This is a genomic window from Rhodococcus sp. B10, assembly GCF_011770055.1.
GTDB lineage: Bacteria > Actinomycetota > Actinomycetes > Mycobacteriales > Mycobacteriaceae > Rhodococcoides > Rhodococcoides kyotonensis_B.
The window spans coordinates 18276-34322 of the sequence record NZ_JAAFYV010000042.1; the positions used below are offsets into that span (position 1 = coordinate 18276).

15 protein-coding genes and 1 pseudogene are annotated in these 16047 nt (G+C 64.7%); 7 read left to right on the forward strand and 9 right to left on the reverse strand.

Translation table 11 applies throughout. The features are described 5' to 3' along the window. Positions 1-186 precede the first annotated feature (186 nt). Positions 187-557: pseudogene (locus tag RhoFasB10_RS22595) on the reverse strand (Lsr2 family protein). 501 nt (positions 558-1058) lie between these two features. Here RhoFasB10_RS22595 and RhoFasB10_RS22600 point away from each other — a divergent pair. Together RhoFasB10_RS22600 and RhoFasB10_RS22605 are read left to right on the forward strand one after the other, a co-directional pair. Then, entirely contained in the window at positions 1059-1262 is a 204-nt protein-coding gene (locus RhoFasB10_RS22600; RefSeq protein WP_167678698.1) for a hypothetical protein, read from the forward strand. A 44-nt stretch (positions 1263-1306) separates the two neighbouring features. Then, entirely contained in the window at positions 1307-2311 is a 1005-nt protein-coding gene (locus tag RhoFasB10_RS22605; protein WP_167678700.1) for a DUF4192 domain-containing protein, read from the forward strand. 111 nt (positions 2312-2422) lie between these two features. Here the strand turns inward: RhoFasB10_RS22605 and RhoFasB10_RS22610 are convergent, their stop codons facing one another. Then, positions 2423-2587, reverse strand: coding sequence for a hypothetical protein (locus RhoFasB10_RS22610; protein ID WP_167678702.1), 165 nt, complete (start codon positions 2585-2587; stop codon positions 2423-2425). Positions 2588-2877: 290 nt separating this feature from the next. Here RhoFasB10_RS22610 and RhoFasB10_RS22615 point away from each other — a divergent pair, with 290 nt between their 5' ends. Genes RhoFasB10_RS22615 through RhoFasB10_RS22625 form a run of 3 tightly spaced genes read left to right on the forward strand, consistent with a single transcriptional unit; the run spans position 2878 to position 4042 of the window. Further along, on the forward strand, positions 2878-3426 hold the full coding sequence (locus RhoFasB10_RS22615) for a DnaB-like helicase N-terminal domain-containing protein (RefSeq protein ID WP_167678704.1): 549 nt from the start codon (positions 2878-2880) through the stop codon (positions 3424-3426). Then, a complete protein-coding gene (locus tag RhoFasB10_RS22620; RefSeq protein WP_167678706.1) occupies positions 3423-3674 on the forward strand; it encodes a hypothetical protein in 252 nt (83 codons plus the stop codon). The genes RhoFasB10_RS22615 and RhoFasB10_RS22620 overlap by 4 nt, the downstream gene beginning before the upstream one ends. 38 nt (positions 3675-3712) lie before the next feature. Next, on the forward strand, positions 3713-4042 hold the full coding sequence (locus RhoFasB10_RS22625; RefSeq protein WP_167678708.1) for a hypothetical protein: 330 nt from the start codon (positions 3713-3715) through the stop codon (positions 4040-4042). A 58-nt stretch (positions 4043-4100) separates the two neighbouring features. Here RhoFasB10_RS22625 and RhoFasB10_RS22630 read toward each other — a convergent pair whose 3' ends face one another. From RhoFasB10_RS22630 to RhoFasB10_RS22640, 3 genes are all read right to left on the reverse strand, one after another. After that, positions 4101-4517: a DUF4234 domain-containing protein gene (locus tag RhoFasB10_RS22630; RefSeq protein WP_346764465.1), complete on the reverse strand. Its 417-nt coding sequence runs from the start codon at positions 4515-4517 to the stop codon at positions 4101-4103. A gap of 211 nt (positions 4518-4728) precedes the next feature. Then, positions 4729-4932, reverse strand: a complete 204-nt coding sequence (locus tag RhoFasB10_RS22635; protein ID WP_167678711.1) for a hypothetical protein — start codon at positions 4930-4932, stop codon at positions 4729-4731. Between the two features lie 270 nt (positions 4933-5202). Then, positions 5203-5697 (reverse strand): hypothetical protein, encoded by a 495-nt coding sequence (locus RhoFasB10_RS22640; protein ID WP_167678713.1) that lies wholly within the window; start codon positions 5695-5697, stop codon positions 5203-5205. Positions 5698-5940: 243 nt separating this feature from the next. Here RhoFasB10_RS22640 and mobF point away from each other — a divergent pair, with 243 nt between their 5' ends. Both mobF and RhoFasB10_RS22650 read left to right on the forward strand, forming a co-directional pair. Beyond that, complete coding sequence (gene mobF, locus RhoFasB10_RS22645; RefSeq protein WP_167678715.1) at positions 5941-9981, forward strand: MobF family relaxase; 4041 nt, start codon at positions 5941-5943, stop codon at positions 9979-9981. A 217-nt stretch (positions 9982-10198) separates the two neighbouring features. After that, positions 10199-11233, forward strand: coding sequence for a hypothetical protein (locus RhoFasB10_RS22650; RefSeq protein WP_167678717.1), 1035 nt, complete (start codon positions 10199-10201; stop codon positions 11231-11233). Positions 11234-11491: 258 nt separating this feature from the next. Here RhoFasB10_RS22650 and RhoFasB10_RS22655 read toward each other — a convergent pair whose 3' ends face one another. Genes RhoFasB10_RS22655 through RhoFasB10_RS22670 form a run of 4 tightly spaced genes read right to left on the reverse strand, consistent with a single transcriptional unit; the run spans position 11492 to position 16039 of the window. Continuing rightward, on the reverse strand, positions 11492-12148 hold the full coding sequence (locus tag RhoFasB10_RS22655; RefSeq protein ID WP_346764466.1) for a hypothetical protein: 657 nt from the start codon (positions 12146-12148) through the stop codon (positions 11492-11494). Next, positions 12145-13983, reverse strand: coding sequence for a TraM recognition domain-containing protein (locus RhoFasB10_RS22660; protein ID WP_167678719.1), 1839 nt, complete (start codon positions 13981-13983; stop codon positions 12145-12147). Before RhoFasB10_RS22660 ends, RhoFasB10_RS22655 begins: the two co-directional genes overlap by 4 nt. Then, positions 13983-14537: a hypothetical protein gene (locus RhoFasB10_RS22665; protein ID WP_167678721.1), complete on the reverse strand. Its 555-nt coding sequence runs from the start codon at positions 14535-14537 to the stop codon at positions 13983-13985. The genes RhoFasB10_RS22660 and RhoFasB10_RS22665 overlap by 1 nt, the downstream gene beginning before the upstream one ends. Next, positions 14534-16039: an ATP/GTP-binding protein gene (locus RhoFasB10_RS22670; RefSeq protein ID WP_167678723.1), complete on the reverse strand. Its 1506-nt coding sequence runs from the start codon at positions 16037-16039 to the stop codon at positions 14534-14536. Before RhoFasB10_RS22670 ends, RhoFasB10_RS22665 begins: the two co-directional genes overlap by 4 nt. Between the last annotated feature and the right edge of the window lie 8 nt (positions 16040-16047).

The window sequence follows — 16047 nt, forward strand, 5'->3', positions numbered from 1 at the left end:
TGCAGACCGATATGCAGTACGCACTGATGGAGTCGGAGCGATCGGGTGGCGGATATTCGCCGACTGCGGAGCTGTGCACTGTGTTGTGCGAGAGGCTGCGCCCCTCGCGCTCCCGCCCCCGGATCGTCGCGTGCAAGAACGTCAGGCCGCGGGGTGCGCGAGGGCGTACGCTCACCTTAGAAAGGCTCAATGAGCGGCGTTGTACGCCTCTTCGATATCGGCGGGAATGCGTCCGCGCTCGCTGATCTCATAACCCTCATCGGATGCCCACTGGCGTATTGCACGGGTTTGTGCCGGATCACGCTTCGTGGCCGAGCCAGCGGTCTTCGCCGTCGATGTTGCGCCGGCCGGGACGGTTTACGGCGACGACCACCGACACGAGTCGCGTGCTCGATGTAGTAGTCGAGCTTCCGGTGAAATTCAGTCGCATTCTTGGACTTCAGATCGATGACGTATTCGACCCCGTTGACGGCGAATTCGATGGATTCGCCGGACCCCTCGTCGATCGCTGCCCCGTCGAGATCGTCGACAAGGGAAGTGATGATGTGTGTGGCCACAGTTCTTGTGTACCTTTCCTAATCGGGCATTACGTTCGCCTCGACACTAGCGGAACAAAAAATTACCTGATGCTTTAGATCAGGAAATATATGCCATTGTCCTTTTCTAGCTCTGAATCCGTTGGTCGAGTTGATCTTGATTTATTTGGCAGGGTGTCGAGCTGCCAGTGCCGGTACGGTATCTCGTATTGGTGGGCCGGCCACCCTTCGGGCGTCCACCGAATCGAACTCCGCTCCGCTCCGTCCAGTGGAAAAGCATAGAAATTTCTTTCGGCGCATCTGGCTCCAGTCGAGCGTGCGTCAGCCGTGACCACCGCCGCAACCCCTGGCGGCTGACGCCGGCACAAGGCCCCGAAAACTCTCAAAGCGCCTTCGGCTGAGACTTCCCGGTCCAGGGGCTGCACCGGTGTCCCCGTCCGCCGCCTTCTCGTCCTACGCCAGATGAGGCGAAAGAAATTGGCAGGGCAAAGGTCCGGTCACCGTATCGCAGGGAGGGTCACCATGAGCAGCACCGCCGATCGACTGAACCGGGCACTTGCCCAGATCACATGCGCCACCAGCCGACTCGACGCCGCCATGTGCAGCGGGCTGAGCATCGACGTCACCGACCTGTGCCAGACCCTCGCAGCGTGGGACACCGAAGCCCGCGCACTCGGCGCGACGGACGAGCAGATCGACGACGCGCAACTGGCCGGCATCTCCTGACCACCGAGATCTTTCAGTCGATCCCACCACCGAAAGGCGCCACCATGAGCAACCCAGCACAGACCGACCTCCGCATCACCTCCGCCGCCGACATCCTCGCCGCACTGCCCGCGATGATCGGATTCACCCCGCACAACTCAATCGTAGCGATCCTCCTCGCCAGTGAAACCACACGAAAGACGTTCGTGCGCGCCGTAATCCGATCCGATGCAGCGGACGGCGCCGCACCCGCAGCGGACATCGCAGCTGCAGCATCACGCCAAGATGTGGACGCCGCAATCCTCGTTGCAGTCGCAGACGCGGGCCGCACGGTCTCGGCGCTACAGGGAATCGACGGAATCCGGGACCACTTGAAGGATGCCGGTATCGAGGTCCACCGTGCCCTACACACGTTCGAGTTGACCGCCGGTGCGGTGTTCAGCGACCTCGACTCCGCCGACGGTGGCATCATCCCCGATCCGGCGTCGAGCGAAGTCGCCGCCGCGCAGGTACTGTCGGGCCGCGCAATCGAATCCGACCGCACAGTCGTCGAGCACCGCTTCGACCAGGGCGAGGAAATCCCGGAATCGGTCGGTCTCCGCGCCGCAGCACTCCTCGGGGACGACTTCTTGGCAGCAACCTTCGAGGAACTCGCAGCAACGGTGTACGCCCGCGAGATCCCCAGCGAAACGATTGTTTCACGCGTCGGAATCACCCTGAGCCGATCACCGCTCGACGTCCGTGATGCCTACCTGCGCCTGGCGATATACGGCGAGCAGCACGCCCTCGAGGCCATGACGCACATTGCGCGCGGCCTACGCGGAACAGCACGAGCGCAAGCACTCACCATTGCGGCATATTTCGCTTACCTTGGCGGCGACGGCGCCGCCGCGGGTATCGCGATCGACGCGGCACGACGAACAGCCGACAATGTGGGCGCCGAAGTTCCGTCGTTCACCACGTTGCTCGATCGAGCGCTTCGCGCAGGATTCGAGCCGGAGAACCTGCGTGAACTCATCCCGAGCGCCGAGACCGTCGAGAAGTCGACCGGCGCCACACTCACCGGATAGCGATCAGCCGGCTCGGGCAATTGCACACACCGCACGCGCCCGAGCCGGCCGGGGCATCGGGCGTCGAGGCCTCACGCCAACGACCGCACCATCGCCTACAGGGGAGCGACTCTATTCCGGAAGGCCCACGGCGTTGAAGAACACATCCATCGCAGGAGAGCCATCAACGAGTCGAGCCGCCGATGAGATTGAGTCTGCGATCGGCGCACGGATATCCAGAGGCGTTCCGATCATGAGATCAACGGACAGGCGAGCCTCGACGGCTGAAAAATCCACGCCCAGGAGTGTAGCCCCAGCCGCATCCACCCAACCGAATAGAGCGTGATGCCCGTAAAGCATCCCTTACCCGCAACGCCCATGCCTGACTCCGTGAAACAGATGAATACTGTTGCTGCACAGTCCACACGCATCCACCACGATCCAAGTCGGCAGTAGATGTACACACCGAGCCTCACAGGCGATACCGTGACCATGTACTGCTCGTAAAAGCATTGAACGACAGCGCCATTCGACCACTTCCGGCAGGTGCCGACTACCGACGCGGCACCCACGAGATTGGATTGATCATGACCGCACTACGCGCAGTGGCACTCGAACCCGACAAGGACGAAAGCGGCCCGATCGATGACCTGACCGCGCACCCCGAAACCGCACCCGAGGCATTGGCGATCTGCGCACTGATGTGGTCGCGGGACGTCTCCGAGAACCACCGGATCGCATCGACGCTGACCCCGAACGACTTCCACGAGCCCCTCTACCGCGCCCTCTACGCCATCGTGCAGGACCTGATCCTCACCGACGCACCCCACGACCCCGCCGGCGTCCTGGACGTCCTCGTGCGATCCGGGGCAGACGGCCACAAGGACGCTCTGCTGCGGCGCGCACTCACCGACGTCACCACAGCCAACGCATGCGGAGCATCGGCGAGCGACTACGCCGGCATGGTGCTATCCGAGTCGTACCGCCGCAGCTTCTACGACGCAGGCGTCGCGATCATGCAGGCCGCCGAGGAAGCACCCGAGGACCTACTGTTCGATCAGCTTCTCGATATCGGCCGCGCACAACGGACCGCCACCAACCGTCTCAACCAATTCCGGCGCGGAGCAGCGCAATGACCGCCGGCGACACCGACGCGGCGCGCACTCTCGGACTGACGCCCGAGGACGCGCGGCGACTCGATCCGCAGGCGATCGACGATCTTCTCGTAGGCCGCGTGCTCGACGACGACATTCGATCCGGCGCCAGGTTGCACGACGCCGCGTTCGCCGCCGGTTACACCGACAGCGCCGCCCGAACGCTGCTGCACCGGTATCGACAGTTTGTCGAGGACTGCAACCAACGCGACCAGATCGCACTGTTCTGACCTACACCCTTGAACACACCCACAACAAAGGACAATCGATGCCGACAAGAATAGACACCGACCGCGGCGCGCTGTTCGGCCCCAGCTTCGACGAGACCCTCGGATACTTCTTCGGTCCGGACGCGTCGTGGGAGTGCCACAGGCTCACCGCCGGATACATCGAGGGCCGCGCGACCGGAACGACGGCCGTGCGAGTGCCGCACGACGGCGGAACGATTATCGTCGCCCGCATCCTCACGTGCGTCGACGTGTCAGAGGTTCCCGCGGCGGCGGTGCAGTGCGCCGATAGGCAGTTCGCGGTTGGAATCACGGCGTGCCCGGAGCTTCCCCGGTGGGTGTACGAAAACGCACAGTCGCTCGCGGTCTGACCGCAGCGCACTACGGTCGACAGTCAGGTGATCATCGAACAGGCTGCACCGTGAGCGGTTATGCGGCAAGGGCGACGACGGTGCCCGGTTCGACCGGGCCGTAATGAGCGGTGATCTTGTCGAGCTGCACTTGGTAGTACAGCGTCTGCAGCCCGAAGACGAAACACAGCAGCAGTCCGACGACAGGGCTGCAGGTCGGTTCGATGCCCGCGGCACGTTGCGCGTCCTTGATTCGGTTGCCGGTGTTGAAGTAGCTCACCAGCGGCGCGATGACGGTCCACCCCAGCAACAGAATGACCAACATCGGCCCTGCGACCGGAACGTTGCGCCGACGATCGAACTCGGCCATCTCGCGGTGAATCTTGTAGTACCAGACGAAGTGATAGATGCCGAGCGTGATCAGCGGCAGGCCGATCCAGACGGCGAACGGGTTGCGCGTTTTCATGGCGAGCCCGGAGGCGACAGGGGCAGTCACGAGGATCTCCTCCACAACTTCGATGCGGCCAGTCCGCACGACCGGCGAACATCGTCGCACGCGCACTGCAACACCCACAGGGGAAGCCGCGTCGACGTCCGTAGGTTCATCTGCGTGAATGACCCTGCTCGGCGCCGCGAAGGATGCCGTCGACCCTGCAGCATGCGCGAAGGCGACGCTCGTATCAGGCCTCGTTGCGCGACAGCAACGTTCACATGTTGCTACGGAACGCGCCGGCCGCAACTCCGACGATCAGTGCAACCGCCACACCGGCGACGGCAACGACGATCCGAAAGATCCACGTGGCAACGAGTCCCGTTGCGCGCAGCGGAGCGAACCGCCACCCGGTGTCCGTTGCACCGGCCTGTAGCAACGCCGCCGCACAGACGACGGCAACGACAATCCATCCGATCACGAGATTCACCTCCCCTCGATGAGTGCTGCGTAGTGCGGACTACGTTCAGTACACACGCCGGCACCGACACGCCAGGTATGCACGAGCCCGCCGGTTGCGCAGCGGACGCGACGGAATGACGATCGCGGGCGCCGTGCGCCCACCGATCAGGTGAGTGGCTGCTCTCCGAGCCTGTGGGAAACGCTCGATCTTGCACTGCCAGTGCGTTGTGCGTTCGATCCCGTTGGTCGCCCGCGTGCGGAGTAACACTAATGTCGTGCAGTCGCCCAACTACGCCACGTCCCTGGCCGATGCCGACGCGTCGGCACCGTCGGACGTTAGCGTCGAATCCGGCGCAGCGGCCGCAGGATCCGCCGAGTCCTCGCCGGCATCCGGACGCGGCGCAGCCGACTGCTCGTCCACGGCTCGGCCGGACGGCACAGGTGCGCGCCGAGTGGACCGAATCAACTTGGTCGCCTCGGCTACCGGAATGTCCACGAGGGATGCGACGGCACTGTAGGTTTCGCCGCGCGCCTTGAGGGCCGCTAGCGCCGAGGCGCGCCGACCGCGCGCATCTTCGAGCTTTACGCGTGCGGCGGATCGGAGCTTGTCGATCTTCTCGGCCAAGTCGTCCTCGATCTTGTCTTCGTCGCGGGTCGCGTCGAAGTACGAGACCAAGTCCGCTTCCTGATTCTTCAATCGCTCGCGAGCATCGGCCAACCGGTGGGCGTTCGCTTTTCTCGCACGCTCACGCGCGCTCGAGGTCGCTTTCGGGAATTGGCTCATGTGCTTGACGGTATCGCGAATTCGCCGCGCCCAGAAGGGCCAGTGAATTCGATCTGTTCTCCCGATCGTGTTGATCGTCAATGTCATTCGTCCTGATTCGTCCACCGCCGTTCCTCACGTTCCAATCAGCTGGCAGAATCACGATCCGACAACTTTTCATGACCCACAATTTTCGAGCACCAAACCCCACACACCTCTTGCACTACTAGTGACTATGGGGCGGCGAGCGCCTATGGTGTCGACATGATGACCGTCCATCCGCTGCACGCCGGGGACGGATACACCTATCTCACACGGGAAGTCGCCGTCGGTGACACCAGCCTCGAGAAGGGGCAGAGTCTCACCGACTACTACACCGCGGAGGGCGCTCCGCCCGGAATGTGGGGCGGCCGGGTAACCGAGGAACTCGGCGTCGACGGTCAGGTACGCGAGGATCAGATGAAAGCCTTGTTCGGTGAAGGGTTGCATCCCGAAGCGGAGGCGATGACCGCAAAACTCATCGCCGATGGTGCCACCGCGGACGACGCGGTGGACAGCGTGCGGCTGGGTAGACGGTTCGCGGTGTACCGCAACGAGGTACCGCTGACGAAGCGGATCCGTGCTGAAATCGAAGGCGATCACAAGACGTTCGGACGTGCTCTCTCAGCGGATGAGTGTCAGCAGATCCGCTACCGACTCGGCGCCGACGAGTTCCATCGAGAGGTCGGGCGCTCGCCCGCCTCCGAAGCGGAGCTGACCCGCTACATCGCGTCGCAGAAACGGCGCGAACGCCAACCCGTCGCCGGCTACGACTGCGTGTTCACCCCCGTGAAATCAGTGTCGGTGCTGTGGGGCCTCGCCGACAACGACACTCGACGCGGCATCGAACGTGCCCACAGCAGAGCGGTCACCGACGCGATCGGCTGGGTCGAAGACAACGCTTCCTACACCCGCGTCGGCAAAGCCGGTGTCGGACAGATCGAGTCCACCGGGCTTATGTACACGCGGTTCGATCACCGCGACAACCGCAACGGCGATCCGAATTTGCACACCCACGTCGCCATCTCAACCAAAGTGAAAGGTGTCGACGGTAAATGGCGCAGCCTCGACGGGCGCGTGTTGCACAAGCTCGCCGTCGCCGCGTCCGAGCGGTACAACACCCTGATCGAGGAGTACGTCAACCGCGAACTCGGCGCGACATTCTCCGACCGCCCCGGCGCCGGTGCCGGCAAACGAGCTGTTCGGGAGATCGACGGTATTCCGCCGGAACTGCTCCGTGAGTTCTCCCGCCGCGATGCCATCGAACGTCGTCTCGAGCAGCTCGTCGGGGAGTACCGAAAAGCGCACGGCAAAGACCCGTCCAAGGCGATGCAGATGCGCCTCGCGGACACAGCAACGTTGGAAACCCGCGAGCAGAAACCGCCCGCAACCTCGCTTGCTGCGCAACGCGCCGAATGGCACAGCCGCGCCGTCGATCGCATCGGGAAACGAACACTGGCACGGGCATTGGCTGCGAGCACCGGCCACTCGGTCGAAGCAACGAACGCAGACGACATCGACCACCATCAGGTCGCCGCCACCGTTGTTGCACGCGTCGCGCAGCAACGCGCGACCTGGAACCGCTGGCACATCGACGCCGAAGTGCAACGCCAACTACGCGGCATCGTCTTCGACTCCGAAACCGCGCGACACGATCTCACCGAACGCATCACCGAAGCAGCACTCGGCGCACACTCGATCCGACTGACCCGCCAAGTCGACGCCGCCCCGGCGGCGTTGCAACGATCCGACGGTGCCTCGATCCTGACCGTCCACGGCAACCAGACCTACACCAGCACCGCCATCCTTGCCGCCGAACAACGGCTCGTCGGAGCCGCCCACACACCGACCGCCGTCATGGCACCCGCTCACGCGTACCACGCAGCGCTGGCCGCGCACACGGCCCGCAAAGGCTGGGAACTCGGCGCCGATCAGAAGAAACTCGTCGAACATTTCCTGTTCTCCGGGGCGCTGCTCAGCGACGGCATCGGACCGGCCGGCACCGGCAAGACCACCGCCATGCGCGTCGCTGTCGATGCCTGGCGCGCAACCGGATACGACGTCGTCGCCCTCGGACCCTCGGCGAAAGCCGCCGGCGTCCTCGGTGAAGAACTCGGTGTCACCGGACGCACCATCGACGACGTCCTCACCCGCCATCGAATGGGCCTCGACACCGGCATCACCGCCGCGGCGATGATCCTCGTCGACGAAGCAGGCATGGCCTCCACCCACAACCTGGACCAGCTCACCCGCATCGCCGCCGAACGCGGCGCCGTCGTGCGGCTGCTCGGTGACCCGCAGCAACTCGCCGCCGTCGACACGGGTGGCGCACTGCGCCTGATCGCCGCCGAAACTACCGCTCCCGAACTCGTCGACGTGCACCGCTTCCACGACAAAGAGGAAGCCGAGATCTCCCTGCGCCTGCGGGAGGGAGATACTTCTGTGGCCGCCTGGTACGCCGCGAAAGACCGCGTGCGACACGGTATGGCCGACGAGCTCGCCGAGAAGGTCTTCACTGCATGGTCCGCCGACCGCGACAGCGACATCGCATCGGTGATGATCGCCAACAGCAACACCACCGTCCGTGACCTCAACGACCGCGCCCGTACCGACCGCATCGCACGGGGACTCGTCGCCCACGGCGGCAACGAACTCTCCGACGGCCTCCGCGCATCCAAGGGCGACACCATCGTCACCAGACTCAACAACAGCGAACTGCGCGTCACCGGCACCCGCGGGGAACGCGTCGACAACGGCGACCTGTGGACGGTGGAGACCGCGCACCGCGACGGCTCGCTGACGGTGAAGTACCTCGACCGAGCAGGTCAGGTTCGACTGCCCGCCGAGTACGTCCGCGACCACTGCGAGCTCGGCTACGCCACCACCATTCACCGCTCCCAAGGCATGACCGTCGACGCCGTCCACGTCCTCGTCGACGACACCATGAACCGGCAAGCGCTGTACGTCGCACTGAGCCGCGGACGATTCGACAACAACCTGTACGTGCCGATCGACCGCATCGTCGACCCCCACCTGATCCACGTGCACCCCGACAAGAAAATCGCCGACGAAGTCGTACGCACCGTCATCGGCCGCGACGGCTCCGACACCTCCGCCACCGAACAACAACGCGACGCCGAGGTTGCGCATCTGCGCCTGGACTACAACGTCGCCGGCTACGGCTACGCCGACGACCTGATCGACGGTCACCGCATCGAAGCGATCGTCCGCGAGCAGATGGGACCGGCACTTGCCGCGAAGATGACCGGGGAAGCGGAATGGGACTCCTTCGTGCGGCAGTACCGGCGCACCGAGCACCTCGGGCTCGACGCAGCACCGACCCTGTCCTCCGCCCGCGGTGAACGCGAACTCGACACCGCCGAGTCACTGTCGGCGGTGATGCATTGGCGCCTCGAACGCCGCATCGACGACAGCGCCGACGAGCAGACCGCGTGGCGAGCGCGCCTGCAAGCGGCTCTGCAACAACGCTTCGGTGCACACGCCGACACGATCGTCGCCGACGAGCAGAGCTGGGAACGCCTCGCCGCGCAACTCCGCAACGTCGAACGGGCAGGAAAGGACCCGCACGCGGCGATCGCACAATTACAGCGCGGCGCCGACGGTCCCGAACCGACCACGACCGAGCTGCTCGCCGACGCCGAACGACGGTGGCCTCTCGGCCGCGACGCCCGCAACCCCGCCGCGCCGACCTGGATCCTCCCGCCGATGCAGGAGCGCGACGGAGTCGACCCGGAACTGACCGCATGGAGCCGGCGCCGCTACACCGAAATCGCCGACCGCACCCGCGAACTCGGACAGCATGCCGTCGACGAGCGACCCGACTGGACCGTGCACCTGGGCGAGATCCCCGATGCACCGGCAGACAAGTTGGCCTGGCAGCTCACCGCCGCCCAAGTCGGTGCCTACCGCGAACAGTTCGGCATCGACAGCGCCCGAACCCTCATCGGAGATCGGCCCGAGCACGGGGACAGTGCGTCGGCGTGGGATCAGGTCAACGCCCGTATCAACGCACTCAGTGTTCGTGAGACCGTCGACGCCGGTGCCCACGAAACTTCGCCGGTCACACCGCCGCCAGTACCTGCCGTCGATCCAGCAGTGCTCACCGATCGAGCACGTCGCGAGGCAGCAGAACAACGCGCCGCCGAGCAACGACGCCTCGCCGAACAACGCAAAGCCGAACGCCGCGAACAACTACGCCAACAACAAGCACGCCGCCCCGGACCGCACCGCGGCCCACGCATATAAACCGTTCACCTCGCGCCCCTCACCGAACCCAGAAGCCCGACCACGCCAGCAGCACCATCGGCCAGAAGCACGATGCCGCAGCGTGAATCGAGCCCGAACCGGTTCGCGCTCCCATCTCACACACGAGGAGCTATTGATGGCGTTCTACATTCCCGAACAAGACCCCTACCGACTAGTCGAGCTCACCGCCACTCAGTCAGGACGACCAATCCACGAAATGGACGGGACTTTCCACACCTTCCCCACGGCGGACAGGGGCGCCCTATTGCTGTGGAGCAGCCGACCTCGACTGACCGACGAGCTGTACACACACGTCGAGGACGTCCTACAACTGCCGCGCACCCACAAGGACTTTCCGACCGTCAGCGATCTGTCGATGCCAGCGTTCCACGCGATGGTGGAGGCGTCTTCGTACCCGTCACCGGACGGTAACGGGAGAGTCGCCGGTGAGCAGTGGGAACACATGCACAGTCCTGACGAACTAGCTAAGAACGTCCGCGGCGACACCGGAATTGAGATACCGGCGTCGACGCTCAGCCAGCTGGATACAGATGCAACGCTCGCTTGGTACGGCGACCTCCACGTCGAGCACGTCGGTGCGGTGTTCCAGATGGAAGCCGTGCGTCGGGACCGCGCGTTCCTCAATCACGACCTCGACGCGGGCGTGCTTTCCGGTCGCCGCGCAGCACTCGATCACTACGCCGACGCCCTGCGCCATGATCTCGGTAATCGTCTCCGAAACACCGAGTTTCGTGGGGCGCGGCCGGATCAACTAATTGCAGGACAGACCAGCGAGTGGACCGAACAAGCACGGATCGCGGAACTTCGAACCTGGCCGGGAGGGGCAGCCACACAGAAGGTGGTCGCCGACTTCGACCGAGCAGCAGCAGACTGGCACAGTATCGTCGAGAAGCCGTGGACGATCCTGCCCCACCAGTCAGAAGCCGACCTGTTCAGGGAGTACGACAACCGCAAGCACACTTTCTCGAGCGACATGTCCCGGGCGCGCACGCAGGAATGGGCTGACGCCGCGAAACCTGCGACCCTGACGCCTCACCGTCTGCTCCCTGCAATGGATCTGACCGATGCGGACCTGCGCCGTCGCGCCGCCCAGCAGCACACCGTCGACCGCGGAATCCGCCGCGAACCTACACCGCCGCAGGCGAAACCGATTGCACAGCAACACCCCCAGCCGCGCAGGATCGAACCCTTCTCCTCCCACACGATGGATCACCGGCGTCCCTCGATGTGAGGTGTCGACACCCACTGCACGTGAAAGATGCTCCGCACTCGACATCGATCGAGTGCGGAGCATCTTTCCTTTTCGAGCCGCCGAGGTGCGTGTACGTCCGGGCGGGTGGACGTACTGGCACTTGTGGGTCGACGGCCCCTACGGCCGGAGCCGCAGCGACATCCGAGCCGAACCTTTCGTCGTAGCCGGGCGGGTGGATACGACGATTCGGTCGCCTGTCGCTGCGGACTTTCGGGCCGCGGGCTTTCGGGTGCCGCGTCAGGTCGCCGGCACCCACGCGCCGAGGCGGGTGTTGTAGGTCCAGTCGATGTCCTCGAACGTCACCGCGCTGTCCGGATCGGCGGGGTCGACGGGTTCGGCGAGACCGGCCTCGATGGCGGTCTCCATGTCCGCTTCCGGGATCGACCGGACCTCCTGCGCCGAGCTGATGTCGATCACCGACGAACCGGCCGGTGGCGCCGGTGTCGGTGGTGCTGGGGTGGGTGCGGGTTCGGGGCGGCCAGTGATGTCGGCGGCCACGAACTCGTCGATGCCCGGCAGTGTCGCCGGTGTCACCGGCTGATGGTCACACCGAGTGTGGGTGCAGGTGTCGAAGTCACTGACCTTCCTGATTCTTTCGATGGCCGGCCAGAACCATTGGGTGTGCCAGGCCGTGAGATCGTCGCGGTACTCATCGCCCCGGTAGTAGGCGTCGGTCCACGCCACCATCAAGGCGGAGAGTTCTTCGACGACGGGACTGTGCCGGTACCAGCACGGCGGGATCTTGGTGTCGAGCTCGTAGCGGTCGCGGATCCAGTTGACCCAGTCGATCAGTTCATCCCACAACTGGCGCGCTTGCACGTGGTCGAGGTAGCGCCACGTGAACCTAGAGGGTGCGAGCTGGTCCATTCCGGATTCTGGTGCAGGGGTCGTCACGACAGCGTCGTCCCGTCACTGACCTTGTCGAGAACCACTGCGCGCGCACGATCGACCGGCACGTGGCCGGAGTCGACGATGCTATCGAAGGCCTTCTGCGAGGCAAGGACTGCGGTGCGGGAGTGCTTGTCGTCCCAGACCGAGGGCAGGTGCACCAGGATCGGCGGGGCACCCCGGTAGATCAGCAGTCCGTGGTCGGGTTCCATCGTCCGGATCTCCGCTGGCGTCATGATCGGAACTTCCCGCAGAGTGGGGCCGGCTTGTTTGCTGCCCGAGGGTTGCCATTCGTAGCGGTCGCCGAGCAACCGCGACAGCGATTGCAGCTCTTCGCCTTTCAGTCCGGGGAGGATGATCCGGGCGGGGGAGTTGTCGGCGAACATCTTGCCTGCCACTGGTCCCCACCGCAGTTTGTTCTGCTCTTCGTTGTGGGCGTAGGCGTGAATGGTGATCCCGCGGCCACCGGAGTCCGACATCAGATCCGGCAGACCGGGAATAGGGGCGACGTTGTTGACCTCGTCGAGCTCGAACCGCATCGGCGGATCGAAACGCCCACCGGGCAACGTCTGGGAGTACCGATCGGCGAGATAGTGCACTTCCGAGGCCAGGGCAGCGATGAACGGCGCCGCGGAGTTGTCCTTGCCTTTCGACACCAGATACAGGGTGTCTCCGCCGGACCGGATGAACTGCTCGAGGTCGAACGACTCACGCACCGGGACGTCGACGGCCCGCAGCAGCGCCGGCGACGCCAATGGTGCGAGGAGGCGGCTGGCTGCTCCGATCATATCGTCGGAGGAGTCCGATCTAGAGTCGAGGATCTGGGAAAGCTCGCTCTCCCAGTCAGGCATCGACCGGGCGAGGATCTCGCGCGGTTCGCGGCCCTTGCGGGAGTTGACCCAGACCCGGAGCTTGCCCAGGCTCGCTCCGCTGACGGCGGCGGCGTGGAGGTAGCAGCGCAGCAGGACGACGGCTTTGTCTTCCCAGTAGCCGCCGTTGGTGGTGTCTCCCATCGGCATCGCGCCTACCAGCGCCTTGGCTCGGCGGATCGCGACGTCGGGGTCCTGGCAGCCGGAGAGGATCGACCAGCGGATCGGGTCGGGCCAGCCGGTGATGTTCTCCGGATCGAAAATCGCGATCGTCCCGAGCGTCTCGCGCCACAGGTAGGTCGCGGAGATCAGATCCACTTTCGTGGTGGTCACCACCAGCGGTCCGGGGGCGTCCATGCAGCGTTGATACGCCAGCCGCCAGGTCTTACCGGAACCGGTGACACCGTGCACCAACATGCAGTCGTTCTGTTTGAGGTAGACCCTGCGATCAGGGTCGACGACGTTGTCTCCCAATGCGATCGCGACTTCGCTCGCGTCCAGTCGTGAGGGTTTGATGTCTTTGAGTGAGGCGCGGGTCGCGACTGCGGCCTTCCGGACGCTCTTTTCGTCGATGCCGGCGCGCGCGAGATCCTTACGGGTGGCGAACCCGCGTTCGGACTGCTGCTTCCGGAAGTGCCAGTCGTCGACTTCCGAGTCGATCCACACCGCGACCGCAGCATAGGCGGTCCCCAGCACGAGGATGCACGTCCAGGTCACCCATGCCGGGCCGGGTTGCGCACCCTCGGGCCACCCGGCCGCCGGATCGCTGGGGTGGGTGAACAGTCCGATGAAGATCCTCGCGATCTCCCCGCCGCCGGCGGGCATCGCGACGACGTTGCCGGAGACGATCAACGAGACCATGCCGCCGCCAAGGGCTGCGAACAGCACACCTCCGACGAACGCCGCGATGGTCAACGCCTCGGAGGGAATGATCGGATCGTGCGGCCGCGGGGGAGCCTGACGTTGACCCATCAGTTCGCTTCTTCCGATGGAAAGACGATGGGGTCGAACTCGCCGCCTGCCAGAACGAAGGCATTCCAACCGCCCTCGTAGTGGCGCATCACCAGGCGTGCTATCTGCCAATCGTGCAGTTCGTCGAGAAAGTCTTCATCGACGCCGCAGTCTGCCAGCCAGCCTCGGGCCTCGGCCATCGCAGCGGACGAAGGCGCGGCCATGAGCCCGAGTGCGCGCCAGCAGTCGGAGGGCATGGGGCCTTCGGGCAGTGGGGAGTCCGATTGGAACTCGACGCCACCGCCCTCGATGAACGCGAGCGTGGCGGCGTCGAAGACCCGTGAGCTCTGTTCGAGTACGAACCCGTTCCATCCTGTGGGGTGCGTCGCGTCGATGATCTTGTGTTGTTGGGCAACCGACAGGCTGAAGATGGTGTCCCAGTCCAGGAATCCGAAGTGGCCGAGGACCCAGGAGATTGCTTCGCCTTCGGCGTCCTGGTGTGCTTCGAGGAAGTCGTCGGTATATTCGCGCATCTGCGCGCTGATGGGATGTTGTGCAGTGTAATCGGTGCTCATGCGGATCTCGGTCCTTTCACGGCAGTGTCGGTGTCGGTGAGTGCGATCTCTTCTGGGGAGCGAACGTGTTCCATGAGGATCGGGTCGGCGGAGCCGATCTTGACCAGGCATTCGCCTTGGCCGAGGCCCATGATGATCTCCACCGATCCCGGTGGCAGGTGGTACATTTCGGCGGTTTCGCGGGCGTCGTCGTAGCGTTCCTGCGCGAAGAGGAACACGATTCCCGCTTCCTGCATGAGCGCGCGAGCAGGAGAGTCCTTGGACATGTCCGAAGGGTGATGGAACGCCGAGACGGTCGACAAGCCCAGTCCGCGCGAGAGTTTCATATTCGATCGGAATACTCGTCCGGTGCTGCCTTCGGCGACGTGCCAGCCTTCCTCGACGATCAGGATGGTCTGACGGGAGAGGGAGGATCGGGCGGCCAACAGGTTCGCGAGCCAGGTGTTGATGACCGTCATCACCACCCGCAGCGCGGGGCCTTCGGTGGGCAGGGCGGAGATGTCGAAGTGTGCGAACGGGTGCTCGAGCGCGGCCCGTACTTCCGGTGAGGTGGGGGCGTCGACGAGGCCTTTGAGGTCGCGGTCGACCAGCCGGAGTAGGGCTAGGCCTGCTTCGTAGCCCCATTCAAGCGAACGCTGCGCCCACCGGTCACCGAAGTAGTCACCATCCCCGGGTTGGGGTTCGACGAGCCTGCGCGCGAGATCCTCGAGGACCGGTTCACGACCGGTCGCTGCGGCTTCCTCGTTGACGAGCGCGAGGGCGCGACCGACAGCGCTTTTCTCCGCGGTCGACAGGGGCCGTTCCATCGTGTCGGCGAGGACCGCGATGACGAGAGCTTCCTGCCCGGCCGGGGTGACGCCGTCGAGGCCTCCGGCATGCTCGCCGCCGGTGGTGATCGCTGGATCGAGCAGATTCAGGCGCGCCCCGCCGCCACCGGTCTTGAAGCGGACCGATTCGACTCCGAGGGTGCGGGCGAAGATCGAATATTCGCCTTCGGTGCCCTGGCGTTTTTTGTCCATGACAACGACTTGGCGGCCGAAGATCAGCTGCCGCCAGCACGATGCGGTCTTGATCAGCGAGGACTTGCCTTTGCCGATGTCGCCGACGACGCAGACGTTGATGTTGGAGATGTCGGTGCCGTATAGCTCGAACGGGTCGGTGATCACCAGATCGTTCGAGATCCGGTTCAGCCCGGTGACCGGTCCTTGATGCCGGACACTGCGGCGGCTGATGGCGAGGTTGAGTGCTTCGGCTTGCCGGGTGGTGCTCCACGCCCCTTCCGGGCGGGGTTCGTACCAGCCGAACCGGTCGAGGAGCTTCCTGCGTTTAGGCGGCTTCCTGCGTGTGATCTTTTGAGGAGCGGCGGGGGCGGTCTCGACGGCGTCGAGAACTTTCTGCCCGTCACCGAGACGCTGCGGCGGAGCGTCGCCGAACAGGCGACTGCGACTACGTGCCGGCGGCCGCGCATGGGTAGCGGTGCGGGTGGTGGTGTTCGGTGCCATGTCGGATG